This window comes from Flavobacterium limnophilum, assembly GCF_027111315.2.
GTDB lineage: Bacteria > Bacteroidota > Bacteroidia > Flavobacteriales > Flavobacteriaceae > Flavobacterium > Flavobacterium limnophilum.
In genome coordinates this window covers 548,320-571,668 of record NZ_CP114289.2, presented here as the reverse complement: position 1 = coordinate 571,668, position 23,349 = coordinate 548,320, and the positions used below count along the sequence as shown (strand labels likewise).

Genomic DNA, 23,349 nt, shown 5'->3' with positions numbered 1-23,349 from the left:
CAAGCAACTGTGTTTAAAAGAATCTCTCCGCAGAGCTCCGAGACTTTTAAACCCGTGTTCTTAACTGGAGTGGGAATTTCATTTCCCGCTCCATTAATGATTTTAAAAGCCATGGATTTCACAAAATACAAAGACGATTTTACAGCCGAAGCCACCAAAAAAGGCTTGTCAAAAAATAATATCAAGCATTGTCTGGACTATGCCGAAGTATTGTCTTCAAACAATGTTCCCATAATATACAATCCTGAACATCTTGCCGAACTCGTGGGCTACAAAAAAGAATACCTCAAAAAAGCCGCACTGCATACCTCCTATTTCTATCGAGATTTTGAAATCACCAAAAAAAACAGAACAAAAAGACCCATATCCGAACCGCTTCCCAGCTTGAAGGAAATTCAAATCTGGATTCTCGAAAACATTCTCGAAAAAGTGTCGGTGAGTCCTTTTGCCAAAGCTTATAAAGCCAAAACCCGTCTTATGGAAAACCTGAAATTCCATAAAAAACAACCCAAAGTATTCACGCTGGATTTGGAAAATTTCTTTCCCTCCATAAAAATGGAATTGGTAGAAAAAGTTTTTCTTGAATTGGGCTATTCTAAAATGGTTTCAAATCTACTGGCAAAACTTTGCACTCGAGATAACGGCTTGCCGCAAGGCGCACCAACAAGCCCTTACCTTTCCAATCTTGTTTTTAAAGAAGCCGACGGCATCATTGCCGATTTTTGCAAAAAACGAAAAATCAGGTACACCCGTTATGCCGATGACCTAAGCTTTTCGGGCGATTTTGACGAAGACGAACTCCTTGAAAAAGTTGTCGAAACCATCAAAAACCTGAATCTTCGCCTCAATAAAAGCAAAACAAAACTGATGACACCCGACAAACAACAAACCGTGACTGGAATTGTGGTCAACGACAAACCACAAGTCACCTTCAAAAAACGCAACGCATTGCGACAAGCGATGTACTACATCAAGAAATTTGGTTTGGACGAACACCGCGTGTTCAAAGAAATCAAGCAAAAAAATTATCTGGAACATTTGTTGGGAAAAATAAATTTTGTGTTGCAAATAAACCCCAAAGACACTGAATTTATCGAATACAAAACATGGCTCATTGACCTAAAAAAGAAAGAGGATTTGAAAATTAAAAAAGCCATGCCACAACTGGCTTAAGATAATTTTTCTTTTAAAAACTAATGTTCAGGGCCTCATTCGAGGCTCTTTACTTTTTTTTATAACACTTTGTAATAAAACCCTTTATTCCTTTTTTAACAAGCTAAAAATGATTAAATTTGATATGTAAAACAAGTCGAAACAATTAGAATTATTTAGATGTCAAATGAAATTTATCTAAATATTGTGCAACATTATACAACTAATCAAAAGAACGGCAATCAGAAAAACGATGTAAAATGGCATTTATAGACTATTACAAAATATTGGGAATCGACAAAAATGCAACGGAGGCCGATGTAAAAAAAGCATATCGAAAACTCGCCCGAAAATACCATCCCGACTTAAATCCCAACGACAAGGAAGCCGAACAAAAATTCAAGGAAGTCAATGAGGCCAACGAAGTTTTGAGCCATCCCGAGAACCGCAAGAAATACGATCAATATGGCGAAAACTGGCAACATTCCGAAGAATTCGAAAAACAAAGACAACAACAATCTCGTGGTGGCGGACAACAAGGAGGTTTTGGTGGTTTTGAAGGATTCTCGGGTGGTGGCGATTTTTCCGATTTTTTTGAATCCATGTTTGGATCGCGTTCCGCAGGAGGAAGAGGTCAGACCAGACCGTCCAAAGGCGGCGATTACAATGCCGAACTAAACCTCGATTTGAAAGACGTTTACACCACTCAAAAACGAGAATTAACTATCAATGGCAAAAAAATAAGGCTCACCATTCCCGCTGGAGTGGAAAACGGTCAAGTCATAAAAATCAGCGGTATGGGTGCCGAAGGTGCAAATGGCGGTCCAAAAGGAGATCTGTACATCACTTTCACCATTGCGAATAATACCAAATTCAAATTGGAGAATCACAATCTCTATTCCACCGTGGATTTGGATTTATACAGCGCCATCTTGGGCGGAGAAATTACCGTAGACACCTTCGACGGAAAAGTAAAACTAAAAGTATTGCCCGGAACCCAAAACGGCACCAAAGTAAAACTGAAAGGCAAAGGATTTCCTGTCTATAAAAAAGAGGGAGTATTTGGCGATTTATACATTACCTACCAAATCGTGATACCCACACATCTTACCGAAAAAGAGAAAGAATTATTCGAGGAACTGGCTAAATTGAGGGCTAAATAATGGCTATATAGATTAGAGAATAGGAATTAACGCAACTGATTAATGCTTTTCATTTTTTTCTACAAATTCTCTAATTTCTTTCACAAAATCAGGAGTTTAAGTAGGAAAAGTAGGAAATGAATCAACCATAAAAATTATCGACTTTATTGTATTATCTATTTGATATTTCAGTTTATAACATAATGAACTTTTTTTATTAATTGAGATAATATTCTCAAATAATATTTTTTCGTCGTTAACCACTAGATATTTATTACCTAAATAAACTACTTCTAATTTTCTAAACTTAAATATCCATACAAATAAAAAAATTAAAGTTGGAAAAAATATAAATGCTAAATTTTTAAATGTAAAATCAAAAATTGTAAAACCAAAAAACAACATCAATATATTTAGTAAAAGAATTATTGGTATAATTTTTTTTCGAAAGTACGTTGTTTTGCTTGATATTTTTTTCATAATATTAAAATTTAATTCCTATTTTTAATCCTCCTTCACCGCCAATCCCAATCGCTTGGATATGCAAAATAGTCTTTGTTTGGTTAGCGCAGAATTGCATTCTGTGCCCACTTCAACAAGCCCATAAAACACCTAAGGCTTTATCCAAATCGACGAAGTAAATCTACCAAAATTATTCCTAACTCATAATCTAATTCTGAATAATTTCTTGCAGAACTAATATAAAAATCCTCAAAAAAGTTCACAATTTAACCACTTCGCATTAGTAAGATTATTCAAACGTTAAATTATTATTTTTTTGTAGTAAAATTCAAAAAATATTCTATTTTTGATAGGTAATTTAATATTAAAAATATGACAGCTCTTACAGATTATTGGTGGTTACTTTTATTCCTTTTATGTTTAGTTCTTTACAAATTTGTTTTACGTGTTTTCTTCGGAATGGTCATCGTTCCGGAAGATCGAATTGGTTTAGTGACCAAGAAATTTGTGCTCTTTGGAGCCGAAAAATCATTGCCCGACGGCCGAATTATCGCCACCAAAGGCGAAGCAGGTTTTCAGGCAAAAACTCTAGCTCCCGGATTGTATTGGGGAATGTGGCCTTGGCAATACTCGGTAAATATGAGTCCGTTTACCATTATTCCAGAAGGAAATATCGGATTGTTATTGAGTAAAGATGGTGCCGAAATACCTACGGGTCGAATTCTTGCCCAAAAAGTAAGTTCCGACAATTTCCAGGATGCGACTTTATTTTTGGACAATGGAGGACAAAAAGGACGTCAATCGGCATTTATTACCACAGGATCTTATCGTATTAATACTTTTTTGTTTGAAGTTGTAGTAGCTCCGCAAATCGTGATTTCCGAAAATATGGTGGGAATCGTAACGGCAATGGATGGTGAACCTATTCCAATTGGACAAATTGCCGGTAAATTCGTGGACAACCACAACAACTTTCAAGATTTTGACCAGTTTCTAAAAAATGGTGGAAATCGTGGATTGCAACCTCAAGTGATGCTTGCCGGTTCCTATTACATCAATTCTTGGGCGATTCAAATTGAGCAAACCCCAATGACCGATGTTCCAATTGGTTATGTTGGCGTAGTGATTTCTTATATTGGAGAAGATGGTCAAGATGTCACAGGAGACACTTTCAAACACGGAAATATCGTTTCAAAAGGACAACGCGGAGTTTGGATGGAACCTTTTGGACCCGGAAAATATGCGCTTAACAAATACACGACAAAACTGGAGCCTGTTCCTACAACCAACTTGGTTTTGAACTGGGCCGATGCCAGAAGTGAATCCCATAACTTGGATCAAAACCTGTCCACGATTACGGTTCGTTCCAAAGACGGTTTCCCTTTCAATCTGGATGTTTCCCAAATTATCCACGTTCCTGCCAACGAAGCGCCAAAAGTGATTGCCCGTTTCGGTAGCATGAACAATCTGGTTTCCCAAGTTTTGGAACCAACCATTGGCAACTATTTTAGAAACTCGGCTCAGGAAAGCGACGTGATTTCGTTTCTTTCGACCAGAAAAGAACGTCAGGAATCGGCCAAAAACCACATCAAAGTAGTTTTGGACGAATACAATGTGAATGCCGTTGATACCTTGATTGGAGACATCGTTCCTCCGGAATCCTTGATGAAAACCTTGACCGACAGAAAAATTGCCGAGGAAGAGCAAAAAACCTATCAAACCCAAAGAATGGCGCAAGAACAACGTCAAGGCGTGGAAAAAGAAACCGCCATTGCCGATATGCAAAAAGAAATCGTGAAAGCTTCGCAAAGTGTGGAAATCGCCCAAAGAACGGCCGATGCCACCGTTAAAAAAGCCGAAGGAGACGCCACAAGTTTAAAACTAAACGTGAATGCCGAAGCCGAAGCCACTAAAATGCGTGCCAATGCCGAAGCGGAAGCCACAAAAGCAAGAGCCGGAGCACAAGCCGAAGCTACAAAACTAACCGCCAGCGCAGAAGCCGAAAGAATCTCAAAAACCGGTTTGGCCGAAGCAGAAAAAATCAAGGCGATTGGTCAATCTACCGCCGAAGCTTATCAATTGCAGGTTTCTGCGATGGGTGGCGATAATTTTACCAAATACAAAATCACGGAAGAAATTGGAAAAGGAAAAATCAAGGTAATTCCAGATGTATTAATTTCAGGAAGTTCAGGTTCCGATGGAGGAATCAGTGGACTTTTGGGAATGAAATTAATGGAAATGATGGATGCCAAAAACGAAAAAGAAGAACCTAAAACCAAATAAACCCAATTTAAATTAACATTCAAAATCCGCTGAAAAGCGGATTTTTTTTGGTCTTGTCACAAATGGTTTGCAATTGTTGTTGAATTCAAAATACAGCCTTTCAAAAAAACAGATAAAACACATCCATAATCTCTGAAAATCAGTAGATTATTCGTATATTTACTACGTCTGTTCGCTTTGCTGGGGTGAGAAGCCCTTTTTCTTAAAAATTAATTCCCTTTTAGATGGATACTATTTTTAAAATAATCGAATTACTCAAGGCTTTCTTGCTTGATATTGGCGAACTCTCCCAATTTGCAGGTCGTTTTTTCAAAGAAGTTTTTAAGCGTCCTTCAGAATATAGGGAATTCCTTCGACAATGTTTTTATATGGGAAACCGCTCCTTGCTTTTGGTAGCCGTAACGGGATTCATCATCGGATTGGTTTTTACATTGCAATCCAGGCCTACATTGCAGGAATTTGGCGCTGTTTCCTGGATGCCGTCCATGGTGAGCATTTCGATTATTCGAGAAATTGGCCCCATCATTACTGCCTTGATTTGTGCAGGACGAATTGGTTCCGGAATTGGAGCCGAGCTGGGTTCGATGAGAGTTACGGAACAAATTGATGCCATGGAAGTTTCAGGCACGAATCCTTTTAAATATCTAGTGGTTACCCGAATTTTGGCCACCACGTTCATGCTTCCCATTTTGGTGATGTTTGGCGATTTCATAGCCATATATGGTTCTTATCTGGTCGAAAACATAAAGGGAAATGTTTCTTTTTTATTGTATTACAACCAAGTTTTTGATGCTTTGGAATTTGGCGATTTAATTCCTGCGACAATCAAGAGTTTCTTCTTTGGATTTGCCATTGGATTAGTGGGTTGTTTCAAAGGATACAACTGCAAAAAAGGAACAGCCGGTGTGGGACTTGCCGCTAATTCTGCCGTGGTTTTTACCTCGATGTTGCTTTTTATAATTGACTTTATTGCCGTTTTTGTCACTGATATTTTTTACGATTTATAAAATTCAAACACCGATGGACAATCCAAAAACTGTCATAGAAATCAAGGACTTGAAAAAGAGTTATGGCGACAATCACGTTTTGAATGGTTTCAACATGCATTTGGTCGAAGGGGAGAACTTGGTTATCATGGGAAAATCGGGCTCCGGAAAATCGGTGATGATAAAATGTTTGATTGGACTCGAAAAACCCGACAGTGGCTCCATCGTAGTCATGGGCAAAGACATCAGCACACTCGAACAAGAGCAACTGGACGAACTTCGCACCGAAGTTGGATTTCTTTTTCAAGGAAGTGCGCTCTATGATTCGATGACGGTCAGGGAAAATCTGGAATTTCCGTTAAGACGCCATACCAAGAAGTTTGGAATCATAAAAGACACCACGCCCTTGGTTATGGAAGCGCTTGAAAATGTGGGATTGGCACATACCGTAAACCTGATGCCGGAAGAACTTTCGGGTGGCATGAAACGAAGAGTTGCCCTTGCACGAACCTTGATCTTGCAACCCAGGATTATTCTTTACGACGAACCCACAACGGGATTGGATCCCATTACGGCAAAAGAAATTTTGTTGCTGATGGAATCCATCCAAAAAAAATACAATACCTCATCCATCATCATAACCCATGACGTGGATTGTGCGAGAGCCATCTCGAATCGGATGATTTTGTTGGTTGACGGAATTAATTATGCGGAAGGCACTTTCGAAAAGTTGATTGCTTCCAACGATCCTAAAATACAGGCATTCTTTAAATAATAATAAAAATGGAAAAAACAACATCACAAAAAATACGCCTTGGTTTGTTTGTAATCATTGGATTATTGATATTTATTCTTGCCGTTTATTTCATTGGCGACAAGCAAAAAATGTTTGGCAAGACAAGTCATCTTGAAGCCATATTCAACAATGCAAATGGATTGCAATTGGGCAATAGCGTGCGCTATTCCGGGATAAGCGTGGGAACAGTCCGAGGAATTAAAATGGACAATGACACCACTATTCGCGTCGACATGATTATAGATAAAGCTATTTTTCCTTACATAAAAAAAGATGCGGTGGCCACCATCAGTTCCGATGGATTGGTGGGCAACATGATCATAAACATACTTCCCGGAAAAGGCAACGAACCTCCTGTTCAGCCCGGTGACGAGATTCGTTCGTACAATCGGGTTCGAACAGAAGACATGCTGAACACCCTTAGTGTAACCAATAAAAACGCGGCCAAACTTACGGCCAATTTACTCAAAATCACCAATGAGATTAACGACGGAAAAGGCCCTTTGAGTTCGCTATTAAAAGACACCATCATATCGAGAGACTTAAAAGAAACCATGCACTATCTGAAATTGACCGCCAAAGGAGCTTCAGAAACGGCAACAAAAATTGACAAACTCGTGGCTTCGTTGGACAATAAAAACAATGTGGTTGGTGTCATAAAAGATTCGGCTGTAGCCAATAAAATAAAAAACATGGTGACTAATTTAGACCAATCCACCAAAGAAATAAATGTAGTGATTGCAAATCTTGATGCTACAATCCTGAGCGTCAAAGACGGAAAAGGCACCTTTAACTACCTTGCCAATAACCCTGGATTAGTCGGAAAAATTGATTCCACAATGACCAATATCAATGAAGCCAGTGCCAAGTTGAACGAAAACATGGAAGCCATGAGACATAATTTTCTCTTTAAAGGCTATTTCAAAAAACAAGAAAAGGAAAAAGCTAAAGCAGCCAAAGAAGCGGATAAAAAATAAAAAAACGTCTGTTTAAAGCCAAAATAATTCTTTAAAACAATACAATAAGCATCCCCAAACTTCCCTGAACTTTAATCAATATATGGCAACCCAGAAATGCTATACACCCTGATTTTGTGGCTTAATTGCGATTATTAATTACAATTTAAAATATAATAAATCATGGTTACGGTAGAAAAACACGGCATAATTCTTAGTCCCACCAATAGGGAGTTTGAAAACAATGGCGTTTTAAATCCCGGAATTTATCAGGAGGGCAATACGGTGCATATATTATACCGGGCGGTTCAGGAAGGCAATCTATCCACGATAGGTTACGCTAAAACGGAAGGTCCACTTAAAATAGTGGAAAGACGGGATCACCCCCTAATTATACGTGATTTTGATTACGAAAAACAAGGCGTGGAAGATGCGAGAGTGGTAAAAATTGAAGATACTTACTACATAACCTATACGGCCTATGACGGCATCAACGCCATGGGGGCTCTTGCCACTTCCAAGGATTTAATTCATTTTGAAAAACACGGAATAATTACGCCCAAAATAAATTACCAAGAATATGAACGTTTGGTTCTTTGCTGCGGCAGCAAACTAAATCCAAAATACCACCATTATTACAAACTTTTTGCCCAAATCGGATTAGTTGATGATGAATTTAGATTGTTAAGAGACAAAGACTTGGCATTATTTCCAAGAAAAATAAACGGGAAATTCGCCTTGTTGCATCGCATTTGGCCGGGAATACAAATTGTTTATTTTGACCATTGGAAGGATTTAACAAAGCCGTTTTGGGAACATTACCTCGAAAACCTTACAGATTATATCGTCTTGGATCCAAAAGGTGTCTTTGAGGTAAATTACATTGGAGCTGGCAGTCCGCCAATCGAAACACCCGACGGATGGTTGATGATTTATCATGGCGTGCAAGAAACGGCAACTGGAACCATATACCATGCCAAGGCTGCTTTACTGCAATTAGACAAACCTGAAAATGAAATTGCAAGACTCGAATTGCCGCTCTTCTCGCCTACCAGGCAGTGGGAAATTGAAGGAGAAGTGAGTGATGTCGTGTTTCCAACAGGTCACGCCTTGTTTGGCGATGATCTGTATATTTATTACGGCGCTGCAGACAAGCATGTAGCCGTTGCAAAAACAAACATCAATGAATTGTTGCACGAGTTAAGAATTCAACCCTAAAAGTGGCAAAAAAATTGGCCAGAATTCATGTAATTACATACTTTTCAACGCCTGGACCAACAAATCAACATCTTCTTTAGTATTGAAATGGCTGAAAGAAATACGTAAACTGGGTTTCTTCAAATCCTCGTTCGAAAGCATCTCTGCCAGAACATGCGAAGGTCTTGTACTTCCCGATTGACAAGCACTGCCACGCGAAACCGCAATTCCCTTCATGTCCAAATGAAACAGAATCATGGCTGTTTTGTCATCGGAAAAAGGCAGCAAAACATTCAAAATAGTATAAATCCCATCCGATGTTCCATTGATTTCAAAGGCAGGAAACTCAACTTCGAGTTGGTTAACCAAATAATTTTTCAATTCGGAAATATGGTCTCTTTCCTTTTCCAAATTAGTATGGGAAAGTTCCAATGCCTTTGCCATTCCTGCAATTTGGTGTACCGCTTCGGTTCCGGGACGCAAGCCTTTTTCCTGTTCGCCACCGTAAAACAAAGGTTGCAAACCTGAATTTTTCTTGACATAAGCAAATCCAACTCCTTTTGGTCCGTGAAATTTATGGGCGCTGGCCGACATGAAATCTATTGGCAAATGCTGCAAATCAATTTCAATTTTCCCCACAGATTGCACCATGTCCGAATGAAAAAGGGCATTGTGTTGCTCACAAATTCGTCCCACTTTATCCACATCCAAGACAGTTCCTATTTCGTTGTTCACGTGCATCAAGCTCACCAAGGTTTTTGTTTCTAGCGAAAGTAAATCCACTAAATCCGTGATGTCGATTTCACCGTTTGGTTTAACTGCAACATAGTCCACTTGAATGTCAAATTCCCTTTGCAAAGCTTGAACGACATACAAAACGGCATGATGCTCGATTTTGCTGGTGATGATTCGTTGTACTTTCAAATCCTTGACGGCAGAGCGAAGTATCCAATTGTTGGCTTCCGTTCCGCAAGAAGTAAAAATAATTTCTTGGGCCGAAACGTTCAATTGCTTGGCGATGGATTTTCTGGAAAGTTCCAAGATACTTTTGGCATTCCGACCAAAACCATGCGTCGACGATGGATTTCCGTAATCTTCCGACAATACTTTTGTCATTTCTTGAAGGACTTCCGGACGGAGTTGCGTGGTGGATGCGTTATCGAGATATACTTTTTTCATTGGAACAAAGTTATGAAATATCAATTGTGATTTACCTACCAACAATTGTCTATTTTTCACTATTTTTGACCCAAATATTTTATACGATGAAAAAAGTTGTGAGCCTGTTGGTTTTTGTTTTATTTTTAAACGGTTGTGATGATGGTGATTTGACTATGGAGAATATTGATTTTGAAGATACCACCACTCAAAGTTGCACTACCAACGACATCATTTACAAACTAAAAGAAAAAGAAGCTTTATTGCTTGAAATGCCGAAAACCGATTTTGTAAACGAACCCACCGATGTAGATAATCCAACCCTAAAAATTATCGACAATGCAACCTATCGCGTGGTGTACCGTTTTTATAATGGAACCGTTGCTTCGGATAATATTTGCAACACCATTCCGCCTGCATTGCCCTCCGTGTCGGACCAATGGACTGCAACTGCCGGTACGATACAGATTATTACAACTGCCGTAAAAACAACAAATGCTACTGAAAACAGTACCCGAATTACGGGTTACAACCATAATATTACTTTCAAGAACATCACGTTTGCCAAAACAAACGGAACCCAAGTATATGAAACATTCCCTTTTGGCGATTATGTGACAGATGCAACCGATTTGCCTTTTGGATTCGACAAAGTGGTGGAACAATGCCCTACTTCCAAACAACTCTACAATTACGTCAGCAGCGAAGCCTTGACCATGGATAATCTTGACCCCGCTTTGATTGTAAATGTGGAAACGCCTTTGAATACGCCAAGAACCGCTTTAATTGGTTCTGTTCAAAACAAACTTGCCTATCGTTTGTACTCCAATGGCGTTCTTAACCAAGATTACTTTTGTACAACGACAGTTCCCGTGCTTCCATCAATCAAGGAAGAATGGAATGCAGTTAACGGCGTTGCAGGCGTCAGCGGCATTATAGAAGTCACCACGATAAAAAATGGTACCTCTGCATACAAACATACCATCGTTATCAAAAATGCCACTCTAAAGAAAGGCAACAGCGATTTCAGGCTTGGCGACAATTACCTCTATGGCGAGTTGACCACAACCAATTAATTTCAGTAAATTACGAAATACATTTTACCGCAAATTCCCTAATTAAACATTCCAAACAAGAAGATTTAATTAGGGAATTTTTAGTTTATTTTCCTTTTTCAGACTTGAATTTTCAACTTCAAAAAAACAAATTATTTGCTGTTTTGCTTGATAAAAACTTCGGTGGCACCCAATCCATATTTTTGATAATTGGCATCTTGAAAAGCGATATTGTCATAACGTCCCAACAAAAAATCCAACTCTGATTTCAGTATTCCTTCGCCAACTCCGTGGATAAAAACAATCTTCGGAATGCGGTTTTTTATGGCAAATTCGATGTGTCTTTTTGCGGTTTCTGATTGCAGGGTCAAGATGTCGTAATTGGACATTCCTCGTTTGTTGGGAACCAATTTTTCGATATGCAAATCAAATTCAGGTGCCGAAATTTCGTGCTTTTCTTTGCGTTCCTTGACAAAACTTCTTGGTTTTGGAATTTCTTTTTCCTTGGAAACCTCATTTATATTAATTCTTCTGATAGAATCCATTAAATTACTGGAATCGTTTACTTTAAGCAATTCATTGACAAAAAATGTCATCATAAATCCATCCTCTGTTTCAATGGTTACCTGCTTCTCTTTGACCGAAACCACTACCCCATTTATGGCTTCGTCCAGAACCGAAACCTTGTCTCCTTTGTTGAACATTTTTATCTTCTTTAACTTGGTTATAATTTAGATTTTTTTATCCGATTCCAAAAGTAAGAAACTTTAAAACAACATCAATTTATTATTGAAAAGGTTTCTTTATAATCTGTAAAATTTGGAAAACAAAAACTTTTGGATATTGAAAAAAAATAATTTCAACATGGAATAAAAGGGATACTTTCAAGTGTAGTTCTTTTAAAAATACTAAGCCGAAAATTTGCAAAAAAAACTAATCAGCCAATTGCAAATATATCAATCCAACGGCAGCGGCCGTCATAATTAGCAATGCCGAAAACCCTAGAATATTTGATACCCTTCCATTAGTAAATCTTCCCATTATTCTTTTATTATTGGAAATATGAAGAATGATGGCGATCAAAACCGGCGCGGTCAATCCATAAAGAATGGCGGTATAAATCAAGGCTTTTACAGGCGAGATGCCAACATAATTCAACGACAAACCCAATATTAAAGAAGCCCCAATCACGGTATAAAATGCCTTGGCTTCATGGAATTTCTTTCCCAAACCTTGCTCCCAACCAAAAGTTTCGGTGACGATATAGGAAAGCGAACCACTCAAAACTGGAATGGCAATGAGACCTGTACCAATTATCCCGACGGCAAAAAGAAGATACGCCAAATTCCCGGCCAATGGTTTTAATGCCAAAGCCGCTTGCTCTACTGTTTCAATCTGGTGAATACCTCCATTAAACAAAACCGTTCCTGTGGTAAGAATAATGAAATACATCACAAAACCCGAAAAAGACATTCCAAAATCAACATCTTCATTTATTTCATGGATAATTTTTTTGTTTACCATCAGGTGTTTCTTTCTATCATTCATTTCCTCCACCTCCACCGATGCTTGCCAAAAAAAGAGATAGGGCGAGATGGTGGTTCCAAGGATCCCCACAAGGATTCCCATAAACTCCTTGTCAAATTTTATGCTGGGAATAAATGTTGCTTTCAGGATTTGGGTTAAGTCTTGCTTGTACAAAAAAGGAACGACAAAATAAACCAACATCACGATGCAAAGGTATTTTAGCGTGGCAGCTATTTTATGATAAGGCAAATAAATAATCAATCCCAAAAGTATAATAGTAAACAAAACGCTGAAGTAAGTGGCGTCAATGGAGGGAAACAACAGGTTTCCCACTGCTCCCATTCCGGCAATATCAGCACCAATATTCATGATGATGGCAGGAAAACTAAACAATAGCATCAAATACAAAACTGGCCTGGGATAATAATTTTTTAGTGCTCCCGTCAAACCGTGGGAAGTAACCAAGCCAATCCGGGCACACATTTGTTGAATTGCTGCCATAAGCGGAAATGCCACCAACGAAGTCCACAAAGTTGAAAGTCCATAAGCGGCTCCAGCCTGCGAATAAGTCGCTATTCCCGAAGGATCATCATCACTGGCACCTGTCACGAGCCCAGGCCCAAGGATTTTCCAAAAACGTTTGAGTTTGTTGTTTAACTTTACTCTGCTAAGCATTTTTATTTTTTTAGGTTGTTAAAAAAGCTAAGAATAAAACAAGGAGTTCTTTTCGTGAAATCATTTCTATGCTAATTTACAAATTTAAAAAGCAATATTGGCATAATTTACACACAACTAACCACTTATTGTTTGCCTGCAAAAACAACTACCTAATTTATTTCCTCAATTATTGCTTCAATTTCTAAAAACACCTTACTTTTACGACATATACTAACAATTCAACGCTACTATCGTGACAAAGGACCTAATTATAAAAAATATTGCAGCACTAAAGAGCCATTTTATCATCAATTACGGCATCAAGACAAAAGTGGAACACTTCACCGAGAAGCTCTTCTATACCTTGTTTGACGCCAATGCCCCTTTAGACCAAAGCATCAATGAACTTGAAAAATCATTCAAGGAAATTGCCAAAATCGCTTGCAAAAAACCCGAAGGAATATGCGAGGGCATTTGGGAACAATTTCTGGAAAGACTGCCTTTAGTTCTTGAAAACTTGAATAAGGATGCCGCCTATATCTTGGAAAACGATCCGGCTTCCAACAGTATCGAAGAAGTCTATTTGGGTTATCCCGGATTTTATGCCATCGCCATTTACAGGCTGAGTCATGAATTGTACCTACTCGATATGTTGCTTTTCTCCCGATTAATGAGTGAATACGCCCATAAAATTACGGGAACCGACATTCACGCCGGAGCAACCATTGCTTCCCCATTTTTTATTGACCACGCCACCGGAATTGTTATCGGAGAAACATCCGTTATCGAGAAACACGTCAAACTGTACCAAGGGGTAACTTTGGGCGCATTGAGCGTCAGCAAAGACATGAAAAACTCCAAAAGGCATCCAACTGTCGAAAAAAATGTCTGCATTTATGCCAATGCCACTATTTTGGGCGGAGAAACTACCATTGGAAAAGACAGCATTATTGGTGGAAACACCTGGATTACAAAATCGATTCCGGCAAAATCCATCGTGACCAATACCACCATCACCGAAGTTAAAATCAAAGAGTTAAAATAACATGCAATTCAAAAAATTATCAGAACTTATTGGAAACACGCCATTGGTCGAAAGCGTGAATTTGGTAAAGAATAAAAACGTCAAACTTTTGCTCAAACTCGAGGGGAACAATCCCGGAGGAAGCGTAAAAGACCGTGCTGCATATAACATGATTGCATCGGCAATAGAAAGAGGCGACATCAAAAAAGGCGACAAACTCATTGAAGCCACCAGCGGAAACACCGGAATTGCCTTGGCCATGATTGCACAATTGTTCAATGTTGAAATTGAACTCGTTCTTCCGGAAGATTCGACCAAGGAACGCACCCAAACAATGCTGGCTTATGGCGCAACCGTTATTTTGACACCCGCTAGCGAAGGAATTATTGGTTCCAGGGACTATGCCGACAAAAAAGTGGCCGAAGGCGGCTATGTGATGCTCAACCAGTTTGCCAATGACGACAACTGGAAAGCGCATTACAAAACCACGGGACCGGAAATATGGAATGATACCAAAGGAACCGTAACCCACTTTGTCTCGGCAATGGGAACCACGGGAACCATCATTGGCACTTCCACTTTCTTGAAAGAAAAAAACCCGGCCATCCAGATTATTGGTGCGCAACCAAGTGACGGCTCCCAAATTCCGGGAATCCGAAAATGGTCCCAAGAATACTTGCCCAAAATCTTTGATGCTTCAAAAGTGGATGTCGTTATGGAAGTTTCCGAAAAAGAAGCACGCGAAATGACCAAACGATTGGCCAAAGAAGAAGGCATTTTCGCCGGAATGAGCAGTGGCGGTTCTGTTGCAGTTGCCGTAAAACTGGCCGAACAAATGGAATCTGGAGTGATTGTCGCCATTATCTGTGACCGAGGTGACCGCTACTTGTCTTCAGATTTATTTGATTAATCAATTGATTTGGATAATCAAAAAGATTATTTTTAAACTATAAAAAAACCGATATTATGATTGTTTGGACTTTATTTTTAGCTTCCATTTTAGTTTTTCTTGCACTAGATTTGGGTGTTTTCAACAAAACGCCACATATTATTAATTCTAAAGAAGCAGGAAAATGGACTGGTATATTTGTAACAATATCTTTTCTGTTTTCTGGAGTTATTTATTGGCTCTATGGCAACAATTACATTGCAAATCCTGATGCCTTGAAACCCGTTGACGCATCACTGAAATTCATAACTGGTTATTTAATCGAATTATCGCTTAGTGTCGACAACATATTCGTGATTGCCATCATTTTTTCTTCCTTTAGAATCCCTCAAAAATACCAACATCGCGTACTGTTTTGGGGAATTTTGGGAGCTATAGTTTTTAGGGGGTTAATGATTTATTTTGGAGTTCTGCTCATTCATAAATTTAGTTGGATGACTTACATTTTTGGAATTTTCTTGATTTTTACGGCAGTCAAAATGCTGTTTAACAAAGAAGATGACAAATTCGAACCCAAAAAATCTTTTGTTTACAGGGCATTACGAAAAATAATTCCCGTTACAAGCCACATCGACGGAGAACATTTCTTTGTTAAAAGAAGGCATCTAACGGCAGCAACTCCACTTTTTGTGGCATTGGTAGTTATCGAAGTAATGGATGTTATTTTTGCCATCGACAGTGTTCCTGCGATTCTAGCCATAACAAGCGATCCATTTTTAGTTTTCAGTTCCAATATTTTTGCCATCTTGGGACTGCGTTCCATGTATTTCTTTTTGGCACACATGTTAAACCGATTTGCCCATCTCGAATACAGCCTTATTGCTATTTTGAGTTTCGTTGGGCTCAAAATGCTGCTTCACGATTATGTCAAATTACCGGAATGGGCTTCCTTGACCTTTATAGCCATTTCGCTTTTGGTTGGAATTCTGGTATCTTTAAAAATGAGCAAAGACGAAGTTTCCTAAGAAAATTAAATTCATAAAAACTTTAAAACATAAAAAAAAGGAAATCTCTCGATTTCCTTTTTTTATACGGATTCAATTGGTCTAGAAATTAATCTTTTGAACTTGACCTTCTTTTAAATTTAAAGCATTCATAACTTCTAAATAATTATTGGTATTAACTTTAGAAGCAAAATCAGCAGGAACTACAACTATTCTAAAAATTTGATTCAATCGATATTCATTTGGAACGGTTATCAAATCGGTTCCACTCAAATAAATGTCAACATACTCATAGGTGAAATTGAAATTAAATGAAAAATCTCTCGCATCGTTAAGCTGATAATATGTTTCAGGCAAAAACTCCCAAATTGCTTTACCATTATCCACACCTCCTAAACGATATACCAAAACTACATCTGAATCATATATTGTGTTAGGAAAATTAAATCTAACTTTAAAATTGTTACCCGAAGTAAAATTATAGTAGTTACTACTTTTATTCTCATAGACTACACCAATGAGTCCGTCCTGACCTGGAACACCTGGAGGTCCCTCTGGCCCCTCACATCCTTGAAAAACAAACATTCCAATAACGGCTAAAATTGTAATTATTTTTTTCATGATTTATTGTTTTTATGGTTCATATGGGTTATTCCAAAAACCAAACCAAAATTATGCTTTTCGGTAAAATTAACGAAAATAAATTGAATTATAAATAATAACGAAATTGACAAACTAAAATTATACTCATTAATATCAGCTCAGGCGCTAAAAAAAAGATATTGAAAATTTGAATTGGATAAAATACAAACATTTTTTTTAGTGTGGACTCATAAAAAACCCCGAAAATTTCCATTTCCGGGGTTCATTTATATTCTAGCCATTGCATTTTTTTGGACTAGATGGTTACAAAATTTTATTTGGAAGACAGTACTTTTTTGATACTGCTGCCTCGATTGGTAGTTACTTTGACAAGATACATTTGTTCTTGGTCTTTGTTTGCGTGAAGGTCAAGCGTGATTTCTTTGTTCAAATAACTATTGGTATCCACTTTTGTAAGTACTGAAATACCTTGAGCGTTGAATACCTCGATTTTCACGTCAGTCGCATAATCAAAATTGTATTTGATGGTAAGCTGGTCTTTGAACGGAACCGGATAGGCATCGAAACCTGCAGCATCAATTTTCGCAGCGATTGGTGCAGAAGTACCTCCTTTTGTTGTTTTGCAATTACTTACAAGTACTGAGCCTAAAGATCCCGCAACATCATTTCCGTTAATTAAAGAACCGAAGTAATAAGTAACATCAGGAGCCTTGCCTGTAAAAGTAGATCCAATTAATGATTTGGTGTCGTATTTCACTGAAATCACTATTATGTCTCCCCCTGTTACTCCGCTGATTTCAATGGTAGCCTGTCCGCTGGCGGATTGGTAACCGGTAGCTATCTTGGTGCAGCTTGCATTCCAGGCATTAACATCGTTAAAGCTAACTTCAAACAGTTTGAATGTTGGATTTGTGTTTGCTTGGAAAATATCAACAGTAAAAGCACTGCTCGGCGCTGTTATGTAAGTGTAGTAAAAGAATACACCTGGTGTGGCATTCGATACTGTTTGTCCTCCACCTTTTTTCGTCATTTGATAGCATATTGCGTCCAGTTGTGGAGCACCATTTTTAAAGCTTGCGCAGGTAGTGGCAGTTGGATAAATATGTCCACCACATGCTGGCCTGTTAATGGTTTGAGTGCATTCACTGTTGTTACCACAATCATCCGTTGCTGTCCATTTTTGGGTAAAGCTGGTGCGTGTGCTGTTGACCACAACATCTCCTGATTTAGTTGGTGTTATAGTATCATCACAGTTGTCACTTACTGCTGGAGCAGTAAATACGATGTCAACATCACATGCTACAGTTGTTGCTGTTGGGCAGGTGAACACTGGTGCTAAAGTATCATCGACAGTGATTATCTGTGTAACCAGTATCTGGTTCAGGCAAGCATCGGTTACAGAATATGTACGTGTGATAACTTCCGGGCAGGTGTTGCCGTCAGAAAGATCCGAAACAAATGCCACAACAGGCACGCCGCAGTTGTCAGCTTCATCAGTCACTACCGCAATATCAGAAGCGGGAACATCGCCAATGCAGGCAACAGTTACAGGAGCCGGGTTGGAAGCTGTTGGGTCGGTGTCATCGTCAACAGTGATTGTCTGTGTAACCAGTATCTGGTTCAGGCAAGCATCGGTTACGCTATATGTACGTGTGATAACTTCCGGGCAGGTGTTGCCGTCAGAAAGATCCGAAACAAATGCCACAACAGGCACGCCGCAATTGTCAGCTTCATCGTCAACAACAGCAATATTAGCAGCCGGAACATCGCCAATGCAGGCAACAGTTACTGGATCCGGGTTGGTAGCCGTTGGGTTGATGTTATCGTCAACAGTGATTGTCTGTGTAACCAGTATCTGGTTCAGGCAAGCATCGGTTACAGAATATGTACGTGTGATAACTTCCGGGCAGGTTTTGCCATCAGAAACATCTGAAACAAATGCCACAACAGGCACGCCGCAATTGTCAGCTTCATCGTCAACAACAGCAATATTAGCAGCCGGTACATCGCCTATGCAGGCAACAGTTACAGGATCCGGGTTGGTAGCTGTCGGGTTGATGTTATCGTCAACAGTGATTGTCTGTGTAACCAGTATCTGGTTCAGGCAAGCATCGGTTACAGAATATTTACGTGTGATAACTTCCGGACAGGTTTTGCCATCTGAAACATCTGAAACAAATGCCACAACAGGAACTCCGCAGTTGTCAGCTTCATCGTCAACAACAGCAATATTAGCTGCCGGAACATCACCAATGCAGGCAACAGTTACAGGATCCGGGTTGGTAGCTGTTGGGTTGATGTTATCGTCAACAGTGATTGTCTGTGTAACCAGTATCTGGTTCAGGCAAGCATCCGTTACGCTATATGTACGTGTGATAACTTCCGGGCAGGTGTTGCCGTCAGAAAGATCCGAAACAAATGCCACAACAGGCACGCCGCAGTTGTCAGCTTCATCAGTCACTACCGCAATATCAGAAGCGGGAACATCGCCAATACACTGAACAGCAACAGGAGCCGGGTTGGAAGCTGTTGGGTCGGTGTCATCGTCAACAGTGATTGTCTGTGTAACCAGTATCTGGTTCAGGCAAGCATCGGTTACGCTATATGTACGGGTAATAACTTCCGGGCAGGTGTTGCCGTCAGAAAGATCCGAAACAAATGCCACAACAGGCACGCCGCAATTGTCAGCTTCATCGTCAACAACAGCAATATTAGCAGCCGGAACATCACCAATGCAGGCAACAGTTACAGGATCCGGGTTGGTAGCCGTTGGGTTGATGTTATCGTCAACAGTGATTGTCTGTGTAACCAGTATCTGGTTCAGGCAAGCATCGGTTACAGAATATGTACGTGTGATAACTTCCGGGCAGGTTTTGCCATCAGAAACATCTGAAACAAATGCCACAACAGGCACGCCGCAATTGTCAGCTTCATCGTCAACAACAGCAATATTAGCAGCCGGTACATCGCCTATGCAGGCAACAGTTACAGGATCCGGGTTGGTAGCTGTCGGGTTGATGTTATCGTCAACAGTGATTGTCTGTGTAACCAGTATCTGGTTCAGGCAAGCATCGGTTACAGAATATTTACGTGTGATAACTTCCGGACAGGTTTTGCCATCTGAAACATCTGAAACAAATGCCACAACAGGAACTCCGCAGTTGTCAGCTTCATCGTCAACAACAGCAATATTAGCTGCCGGAACATCACCAATGCAGGCAACAGTTACAGGATCCGGGTTGGTAGCTGTTGGGTTGATGTTATCGTCAACAGTGATTGTCTGTGTAACCAGTATCTGGTTCAGGCAAGCATCCGTTACGCTATATGTACGTGTGATAACTTCCGGGCAGGTGTTGCCGTCAGAAAGATCCGAAACAAATGCCACAACAGGCACGCCGCAGTTGTCAGCTTCATCAGTCACTACCGCAATATCAGAAGCGGGAACATCGCCAATACACTGAACAGCAACAGGAGCCGGGTTGGAAGCTGTTGGGTCGGTGTCATCGTCAACAGTGATTGTCTGTGTAACCAGTATCTGGTTCAGGCAAGCATCGGTTACGCTATATGTACGGGTAATAACTTCCGGGCAGGTGTTGCCGTCAGAAAGATCCGAAACAAATGCCACAACAGGCACGCCGCAATTGTCAGCTTCATCGTCAACAACAGCAATATTAGCAGCCGGAACATCACCAATGCAGGCAACAGTTACAGGATCCGGGTTGGTAGCCGTTGGGTTGATGTTATCGTCAACAGTGATTGTCTGTGTAACCAGTATCTGGTTCAGGCAAGCATCGGTTACAGAATATGTACGTGTGATAACTTCCGGGCAGGTTTTGCCGTCAGAAACATCCGAAACAAATGCCACAACAGGCACACTGCAGTTGTCAGCTTCATCGTCAACAACAGCAATATTAGCTGCCGGTACATCGCCTATGCAGGCAACAGTTACAGGATCCGGGTTGGTAGCCGTTGGGTTGATGTTATCGTCAACAGTGATTGTCTGTGTAACCAGTATCTGGTTCAGGCAAGCATCGGTTACAGAATATGTACGTGTGATAACTTCCGGGCAGGTGTTGCCGTCAGAAACATCCGAAACAAATGCCACAACAGGAACTCCGCAGTTGTCAGCTTCATCAGTCACTACCGCAATATTAGAAGAGGGAACATCGCCTATGCAGGCAACAGTTACAGGATCTGGGTTGGTAGCCGTTGGGTTGATGTTATCGTCAACAGTGATTGTCTGTGTAACCAGTATCTGGTTCAGGCAAGCATCGGTTACAGAATATGTACGTGTGATAACTTCCGGGCAGGTTTTGCCGTCAGAAACATCCGAAACAAATGCCACAACAGGCACACTGCAGTTGTCAGCTTCATCGTCAACAACAGCAATATTAGCTGCCGGTACATCGCCTATGCAGGCAACAGTTACAGGATCCGGGTTGGTAGCCGTTGGGTTGATGTTATCGTCAACAGTGATTGTCTGTGTAACCAGTATCTGGTTCAGGCAAGCATCGGTTACAGAATATGTACGTGTGATAACTTCCGGGCAGGTGTTGCCGTCAGAAACATCCGAAACAAATGCCACAACAGGAACTCCGCAGTTGTCAGCTTCATCAGTCACTACCGCAATATTAGAAGAGGGAACATCGCCTATGCAGGCAACAGTTACAGGATCTGGGTTGGAAGCCGTTGGGTTGATGTTATCGTCAACAGTGATTGTCTGTGTAACCAGTATCTGGTTCAGGCAAGCATCGGTTACGCTATATGTACGAGTAATAACTTCCGGGCAGGTGTTGCCGTCAGAAAGATCCGAAACAAATGCCACAACAGGCACGCCGCAGTTGTCAGCTTCATCAGTCACTACCGCAATATCAGAAGCGGGAACATCGCCAATACACTGAACTGTTACAGGAGCCGGGTTGGAAGCCGTTGGGTCGGTTCTGTCAACCACCTTAAAATTCTCTTCGCAGGTAACAAATTCTTCACCCGCATCCAGTATTTGATTATCGTTTAAATCATCAAACAATGTGTAAGTTCTAGTAACTTTGAGTCCATCGGGACATAAGGAACCGCTGGAAGCATCATCGTGAATCAATACCAGATCACCGCAAGGATTAGTAGTAATACTGGTAAATACATTAGTAGGAACTGTGAAAGGAGCCGGCAAATCGCCTACACCACATCCTTCTATCAACTGCTCGGCCGCATCCAGATTACAGGTTGCAAAAAATTCGCAGCAAGGTCCATTGAAGGTGATGGTTGTTGTAGCCGTACACAGATTATTGTTCTCATCTTTTTTTACATTATCTCTTACGACCACAACATAAGTTCCAAGAGGAACATTTGTAAGATTCTGGGTATCATTAAAATCACCCGTTCCGTCATTATTCCAATCATAAGAAAAATCACCAGACCCACCGCTAACGGTCAAGTCTATATTGGCAGTATTTCCGGTACCGCATAAAGCTTTGGCTACCGCGTTAAAAGGCTGAGAAATAGGAACATCTGCATTGCTGTAGCAGTACTTCCCATTGGGGTTATTTTGCAGTGTAACCGGACATGCTCCATTGGCAGCTGTCCAGACTAACAATATATCACTCAAGTTGAGTTGACTACCGCAGGTGAAGGTAATTTGTCCATAATAAATTTCTTGACCTCCATCAATCTCACTTGCCGATTTTACAACTGGCCCCCCACATCTGGCTATGGTGCAGGTAGTGGTTGAGCCACTTATAGTTTCAGTCAAATCAGCAAAAACACCGAGATATCTGTCATCACTATTGGTGTTATGGTGCACCTTAATGTATAAATCAGCAGTTATTGTAGTTCTTGGAGTACAAGTATTGCAAAGATCATTGGTTTTTACAATCCGGGCACTCAATATCTGAATGTCATTTGCAGGACATTGCCCCCGCACATAAGCAGGATTGTCTCTCAAGCTCGTTTGAGTGCTGGGAACTGGATCACCCGCACAATAGGTTATTTGCCCAACTGCCGAAATCGGCAGCATCGCAAAGAGTAAAAATGCAATCCAAAAAGTATAAAAAACCCGGGACATGATTTTAGTGTTACTGGTTGGAATTCCAACTTGAGGCACACTAAAATTTGCTGTCTGTTCCTGCGTTTCGTGTCCATTAAATTTTGAATTGGAACTATCCACATTTTCATTTCTGAAAAAACCTAATCTAGAAATTGTGCTTTTCGAAAATAAGCAACATCTAATTTTGCTCGATAAAACTTCGAAAAACTTCAGTAGTGTACTCTTTTTCATGATGATACAGTTTTAACACCATAATTTGTTAAAAAGCAGGAAACTAGCAGACTGAGGGTGAAAACTTCGTAGAAAAACAAAATACCTTCATAAACTAATTTATGAAGTCCTCCATCATCAAAAGGATATTTTATTTTGGGGAAATAAACAAACTTTTATTAACCAACGAAGGGGCTTGGAAAAAACT

The 23,349-nt window shown here is 40.0% G+C and carries 17 protein-coding genes; 11 read left to right on the top strand and 6 right to left on the bottom strand.

Annotated elements, in window-relative coordinates:
* The first annotated feature begins 111 nt into the window (after positions 1 to 111).
* Together OZP13_RS02360 and OZP13_RS02355 are read left to right on the top strand one after the other, a co-directional pair.
* Positions 112 to 1,173 carry a retron St85 family RNA-directed DNA polymerase gene (locus OZP13_RS02360; RefSeq protein WP_269242118.1) on the top strand — a complete coding sequence of 354 codons (1,062 nt, stop codon included), beginning with the start codon at positions 112 to 114 and terminating at the stop codon, positions 1,171 to 1,173.
* Positions 1,174 to 1,412: 239 nt separating this feature from the next.
* Positions 1,413 to 2,315 carry a DnaJ C-terminal domain-containing protein gene (locus OZP13_RS02355; protein ID WP_281298514.1) on the top strand — a complete coding sequence of 301 codons (903 nt, stop codon included), beginning with the start codon at positions 1,413 to 1,415 and terminating at the stop codon, positions 2,313 to 2,315.
* Positions 2,316 to 2,411: 96 nt separating this feature from the next.
* On the opposite strand, the gene OZP13_RS02350 is transcribed toward OZP13_RS02355, so the two are convergent.
* Positions 2,412 to 2,774 (bottom strand): hypothetical protein, encoded by a 363-nt coding sequence (locus tag OZP13_RS02350; protein ID WP_281298513.1) that lies wholly within the window; start codon positions 2,772 to 2,774, stop codon positions 2,412 to 2,414.
* Between the two features lie 354 nt (positions 2,775 to 3,128).
* Here OZP13_RS02350 and OZP13_RS02345 point away from each other — a divergent pair, with 354 nt between their 5' ends.
* The 5 genes from OZP13_RS02345 to OZP13_RS02325 all read left to right on the top strand — a co-directional run bounded on the left by OZP13_RS02345 (position 3,129) and on the right by OZP13_RS02325 (position 8,995).
* Positions 3,129 to 5,039, top strand: coding sequence for an SPFH domain-containing protein (locus tag OZP13_RS02345; RefSeq protein ID WP_281298512.1), 1,911 nt, complete (start codon positions 3,129 to 3,131; stop codon positions 5,037 to 5,039).
* A 224-nt stretch (positions 5,040 to 5,263) separates the two neighbouring features.
* On the top strand, positions 5,264 to 6,046 hold the full coding sequence (locus OZP13_RS02340) for an MlaE family ABC transporter permease (RefSeq protein WP_281298511.1): 783 nt from the start codon (positions 5,264 to 5,266) through the stop codon (positions 6,044 to 6,046).
* Positions 6,047 to 6,059: 13 nt separating this feature from the next.
* Entirely contained in the window at positions 6,060 to 6,800 is a 741-nt protein-coding gene (locus OZP13_RS02335) for an ABC transporter ATP-binding protein (protein WP_281298510.1), read from the top strand.
* 8 nt (positions 6,801 to 6,808) lie between these two features.
* A complete protein-coding gene (locus OZP13_RS02330; RefSeq protein WP_281298509.1) occupies positions 6,809 to 7,798 on the top strand; it encodes an MlaD family protein in 990 nt (329 codons plus the stop codon).
* Positions 7,799 to 7,960: 162 nt separating this feature from the next.
* Positions 7,961 to 8,995 carry a glycoside hydrolase family 130 protein gene (locus OZP13_RS02325; protein ID WP_281298508.1) on the top strand — a complete coding sequence of 345 codons (1,035 nt, stop codon included), beginning with the start codon at positions 7,961 to 7,963 and terminating at the stop codon, positions 8,993 to 8,995.
* A 33-nt stretch (positions 8,996 to 9,028) separates the two neighbouring features.
* On the opposite strand, the gene OZP13_RS02320 is transcribed toward OZP13_RS02325, so the two are convergent.
* Positions 9,029 to 10,153: a cysteine desulfurase family protein gene (locus tag OZP13_RS02320; RefSeq protein ID WP_281298507.1), complete on the bottom strand. Its 1,125-nt coding sequence runs from the start codon at positions 10,151 to 10,153 to the stop codon at positions 9,029 to 9,031.
* An 86-nt stretch (positions 10,154 to 10,239) separates the two neighbouring features.
* Between OZP13_RS02320 and OZP13_RS02315 the strand changes: the two genes are divergently transcribed.
* Positions 10,240 to 11,208 carry a hypothetical protein gene (locus tag OZP13_RS02315; RefSeq protein WP_269242111.1) on the top strand — a complete coding sequence of 323 codons (969 nt, stop codon included), beginning with the start codon at positions 10,240 to 10,242 and terminating at the stop codon, positions 11,206 to 11,208.
* Positions 11,209 to 11,339: 131 nt separating this feature from the next.
* On the opposite strand, the gene OZP13_RS02310 is transcribed toward OZP13_RS02315, so the two are convergent.
* Both OZP13_RS02310 and OZP13_RS02305 read right to left on the bottom strand, forming a co-directional pair.
* Positions 11,340 to 11,891 carry a DUF8465 domain-containing protein gene (locus OZP13_RS02310; protein WP_269242110.1) on the bottom strand — a complete coding sequence of 184 codons (552 nt, stop codon included), beginning with the start codon at positions 11,889 to 11,891 and terminating at the stop codon, positions 11,340 to 11,342.
* Positions 11,892 to 12,120: 229 nt separating this feature from the next.
* The gene (locus OZP13_RS02305) at positions 12,121 to 13,389 is read right to left on the bottom strand and encodes an NRAMP family divalent metal transporter (RefSeq protein ID WP_281298506.1); all 1,269 of its coding nucleotides are present in this window, start codon (positions 13,387 to 13,389) and stop codon (positions 12,121 to 12,123) included.
* Positions 13,390 to 13,624: 235 nt separating this feature from the next.
* Between OZP13_RS02305 and OZP13_RS02300 the strand changes: the two genes are divergently transcribed.
* The 3 genes from OZP13_RS02300 to OZP13_RS02290 are packed head-to-tail and all read left to right on the top strand — an operon-like array spanning position 13,625 to position 16,309.
* Positions 13,625 to 14,416: a serine O-acetyltransferase gene (locus OZP13_RS02300; protein WP_281298505.1), complete on the top strand. Its 792-nt coding sequence runs from the start codon at positions 13,625 to 13,627 to the stop codon at positions 14,414 to 14,416.
* A gap of 1 nt (position 14,417) precedes the next feature.
* Complete coding sequence (gene cysM / locus OZP13_RS02295; RefSeq protein WP_281298504.1) at positions 14,418 to 15,305, top strand: cysteine synthase CysM; 888 nt, start codon at positions 14,418 to 14,420, stop codon at positions 15,303 to 15,305.
* Between the two features lie 56 nt (positions 15,306 to 15,361).
* The gene (locus tag OZP13_RS02290; protein ID WP_281298503.1) at positions 15,362 to 16,309 is read left to right on the top strand and encodes a TerC family protein; all 948 of its coding nucleotides are present in this window, start codon (positions 15,362 to 15,364) and stop codon (positions 16,307 to 16,309) included.
* A gap of 81 nt (positions 16,310 to 16,390) precedes the next feature.
* Here OZP13_RS02290 and OZP13_RS02285 read toward each other — a convergent pair whose 3' ends face one another.
* Positions 16,391 to 16,909: a hypothetical protein gene (locus OZP13_RS02285; RefSeq protein ID WP_281298502.1), complete on the bottom strand. Its 519-nt coding sequence runs from the start codon at positions 16,907 to 16,909 to the stop codon at positions 16,391 to 16,393.
* 295 nt (positions 16,910 to 17,204) lie between these two features.
* Positions 17,205 to 23,162, bottom strand: coding sequence for a T9SS type A sorting domain-containing protein (locus OZP13_RS02280; protein WP_281298501.1), 5,958 nt, complete (start codon positions 23,160 to 23,162; stop codon positions 17,205 to 17,207).
* Between the last annotated feature and the right edge of the window lie 187 nt (positions 23,163 to 23,349).

What these genes read in the sequence shown, in the direction of transcription:
- OZP13_RS02360 (WP_269242118.1), top strand. Translation starts at nt 112, where the DNA reads ATGGATTTCACAAAATACAAAGACGATTTTACAGCCGAAGCCACCAAA.
- OZP13_RS02355 (WP_281298514.1), top strand. Translation starts at nt 1,413, where the DNA reads ATGGCATTTATAGACTATTACAAAATATTGGGAATCGACAAAAATGCA.
- OZP13_RS02350 (WP_281298513.1), bottom strand. Translation starts at nt 2,774, where the DNA reads ATGAAAAAAATATCAAGCAAAACAACGTACTTTCGAAAAAAAATTATA.
- OZP13_RS02345 (WP_281298512.1), top strand. Translation starts at nt 3,129, where the DNA reads ATGACAGCTCTTACAGATTATTGGTGGTTACTTTTATTCCTTTTATGT.
- OZP13_RS02340 (WP_281298511.1), top strand. Translation starts at nt 5,264, where the DNA reads ATGGATACTATTTTTAAAATAATCGAATTACTCAAGGCTTTCTTGCTT.
- OZP13_RS02335 (WP_281298510.1), top strand. Translation starts at nt 6,060, where the DNA reads ATGGACAATCCAAAAACTGTCATAGAAATCAAGGACTTGAAAAAGAGT.
- OZP13_RS02330 (WP_281298509.1), top strand. Translation starts at nt 6,809, where the DNA reads ATGGAAAAAACAACATCACAAAAAATACGCCTTGGTTTGTTTGTAATC.
- OZP13_RS02325 (WP_281298508.1), top strand. Translation starts at nt 7,961, where the DNA reads ATGGTTACGGTAGAAAAACACGGCATAATTCTTAGTCCCACCAATAGG.
- OZP13_RS02320 (WP_281298507.1), bottom strand. Translation starts at nt 10,153, where the DNA reads ATGAAAAAAGTATATCTCGATAACGCATCCACCACGCAACTCCGTCCG.
- OZP13_RS02315 (WP_269242111.1), top strand. Translation starts at nt 10,240, where the DNA reads ATGAAAAAAGTTGTGAGCCTGTTGGTTTTTGTTTTATTTTTAAACGGT.
- OZP13_RS02310 (WP_269242110.1), bottom strand. Translation starts at nt 11,891, where the DNA reads ATGTTCAACAAAGGAGACAAGGTTTCGGTTCTGGACGAAGCCATAAAT.
- OZP13_RS02305 (WP_281298506.1), bottom strand. Translation starts at nt 13,389, where the DNA reads ATGCTTAGCAGAGTAAAGTTAAACAACAAACTCAAACGTTTTTGGAAA.
- cysM (WP_281298504.1), top strand. Translation starts at nt 14,418, where the DNA reads ATGCAATTCAAAAAATTATCAGAACTTATTGGAAACACGCCATTGGTC.
- OZP13_RS02290 (WP_281298503.1), top strand. Translation starts at nt 15,362, where the DNA reads ATGATTGTTTGGACTTTATTTTTAGCTTCCATTTTAGTTTTTCTTGCA.
- OZP13_RS02285 (WP_281298502.1), bottom strand. Translation starts at nt 16,909, where the DNA reads ATGAAAAAAATAATTACAATTTTAGCCGTTATTGGAATGTTTGTTTTT.
- OZP13_RS02280 (WP_281298501.1), bottom strand. Translation starts at nt 23,162, where the DNA reads ATGAAAAAGAGTACACTACTGAAGTTTTTCGAAGTTTTATCGAGCAAA.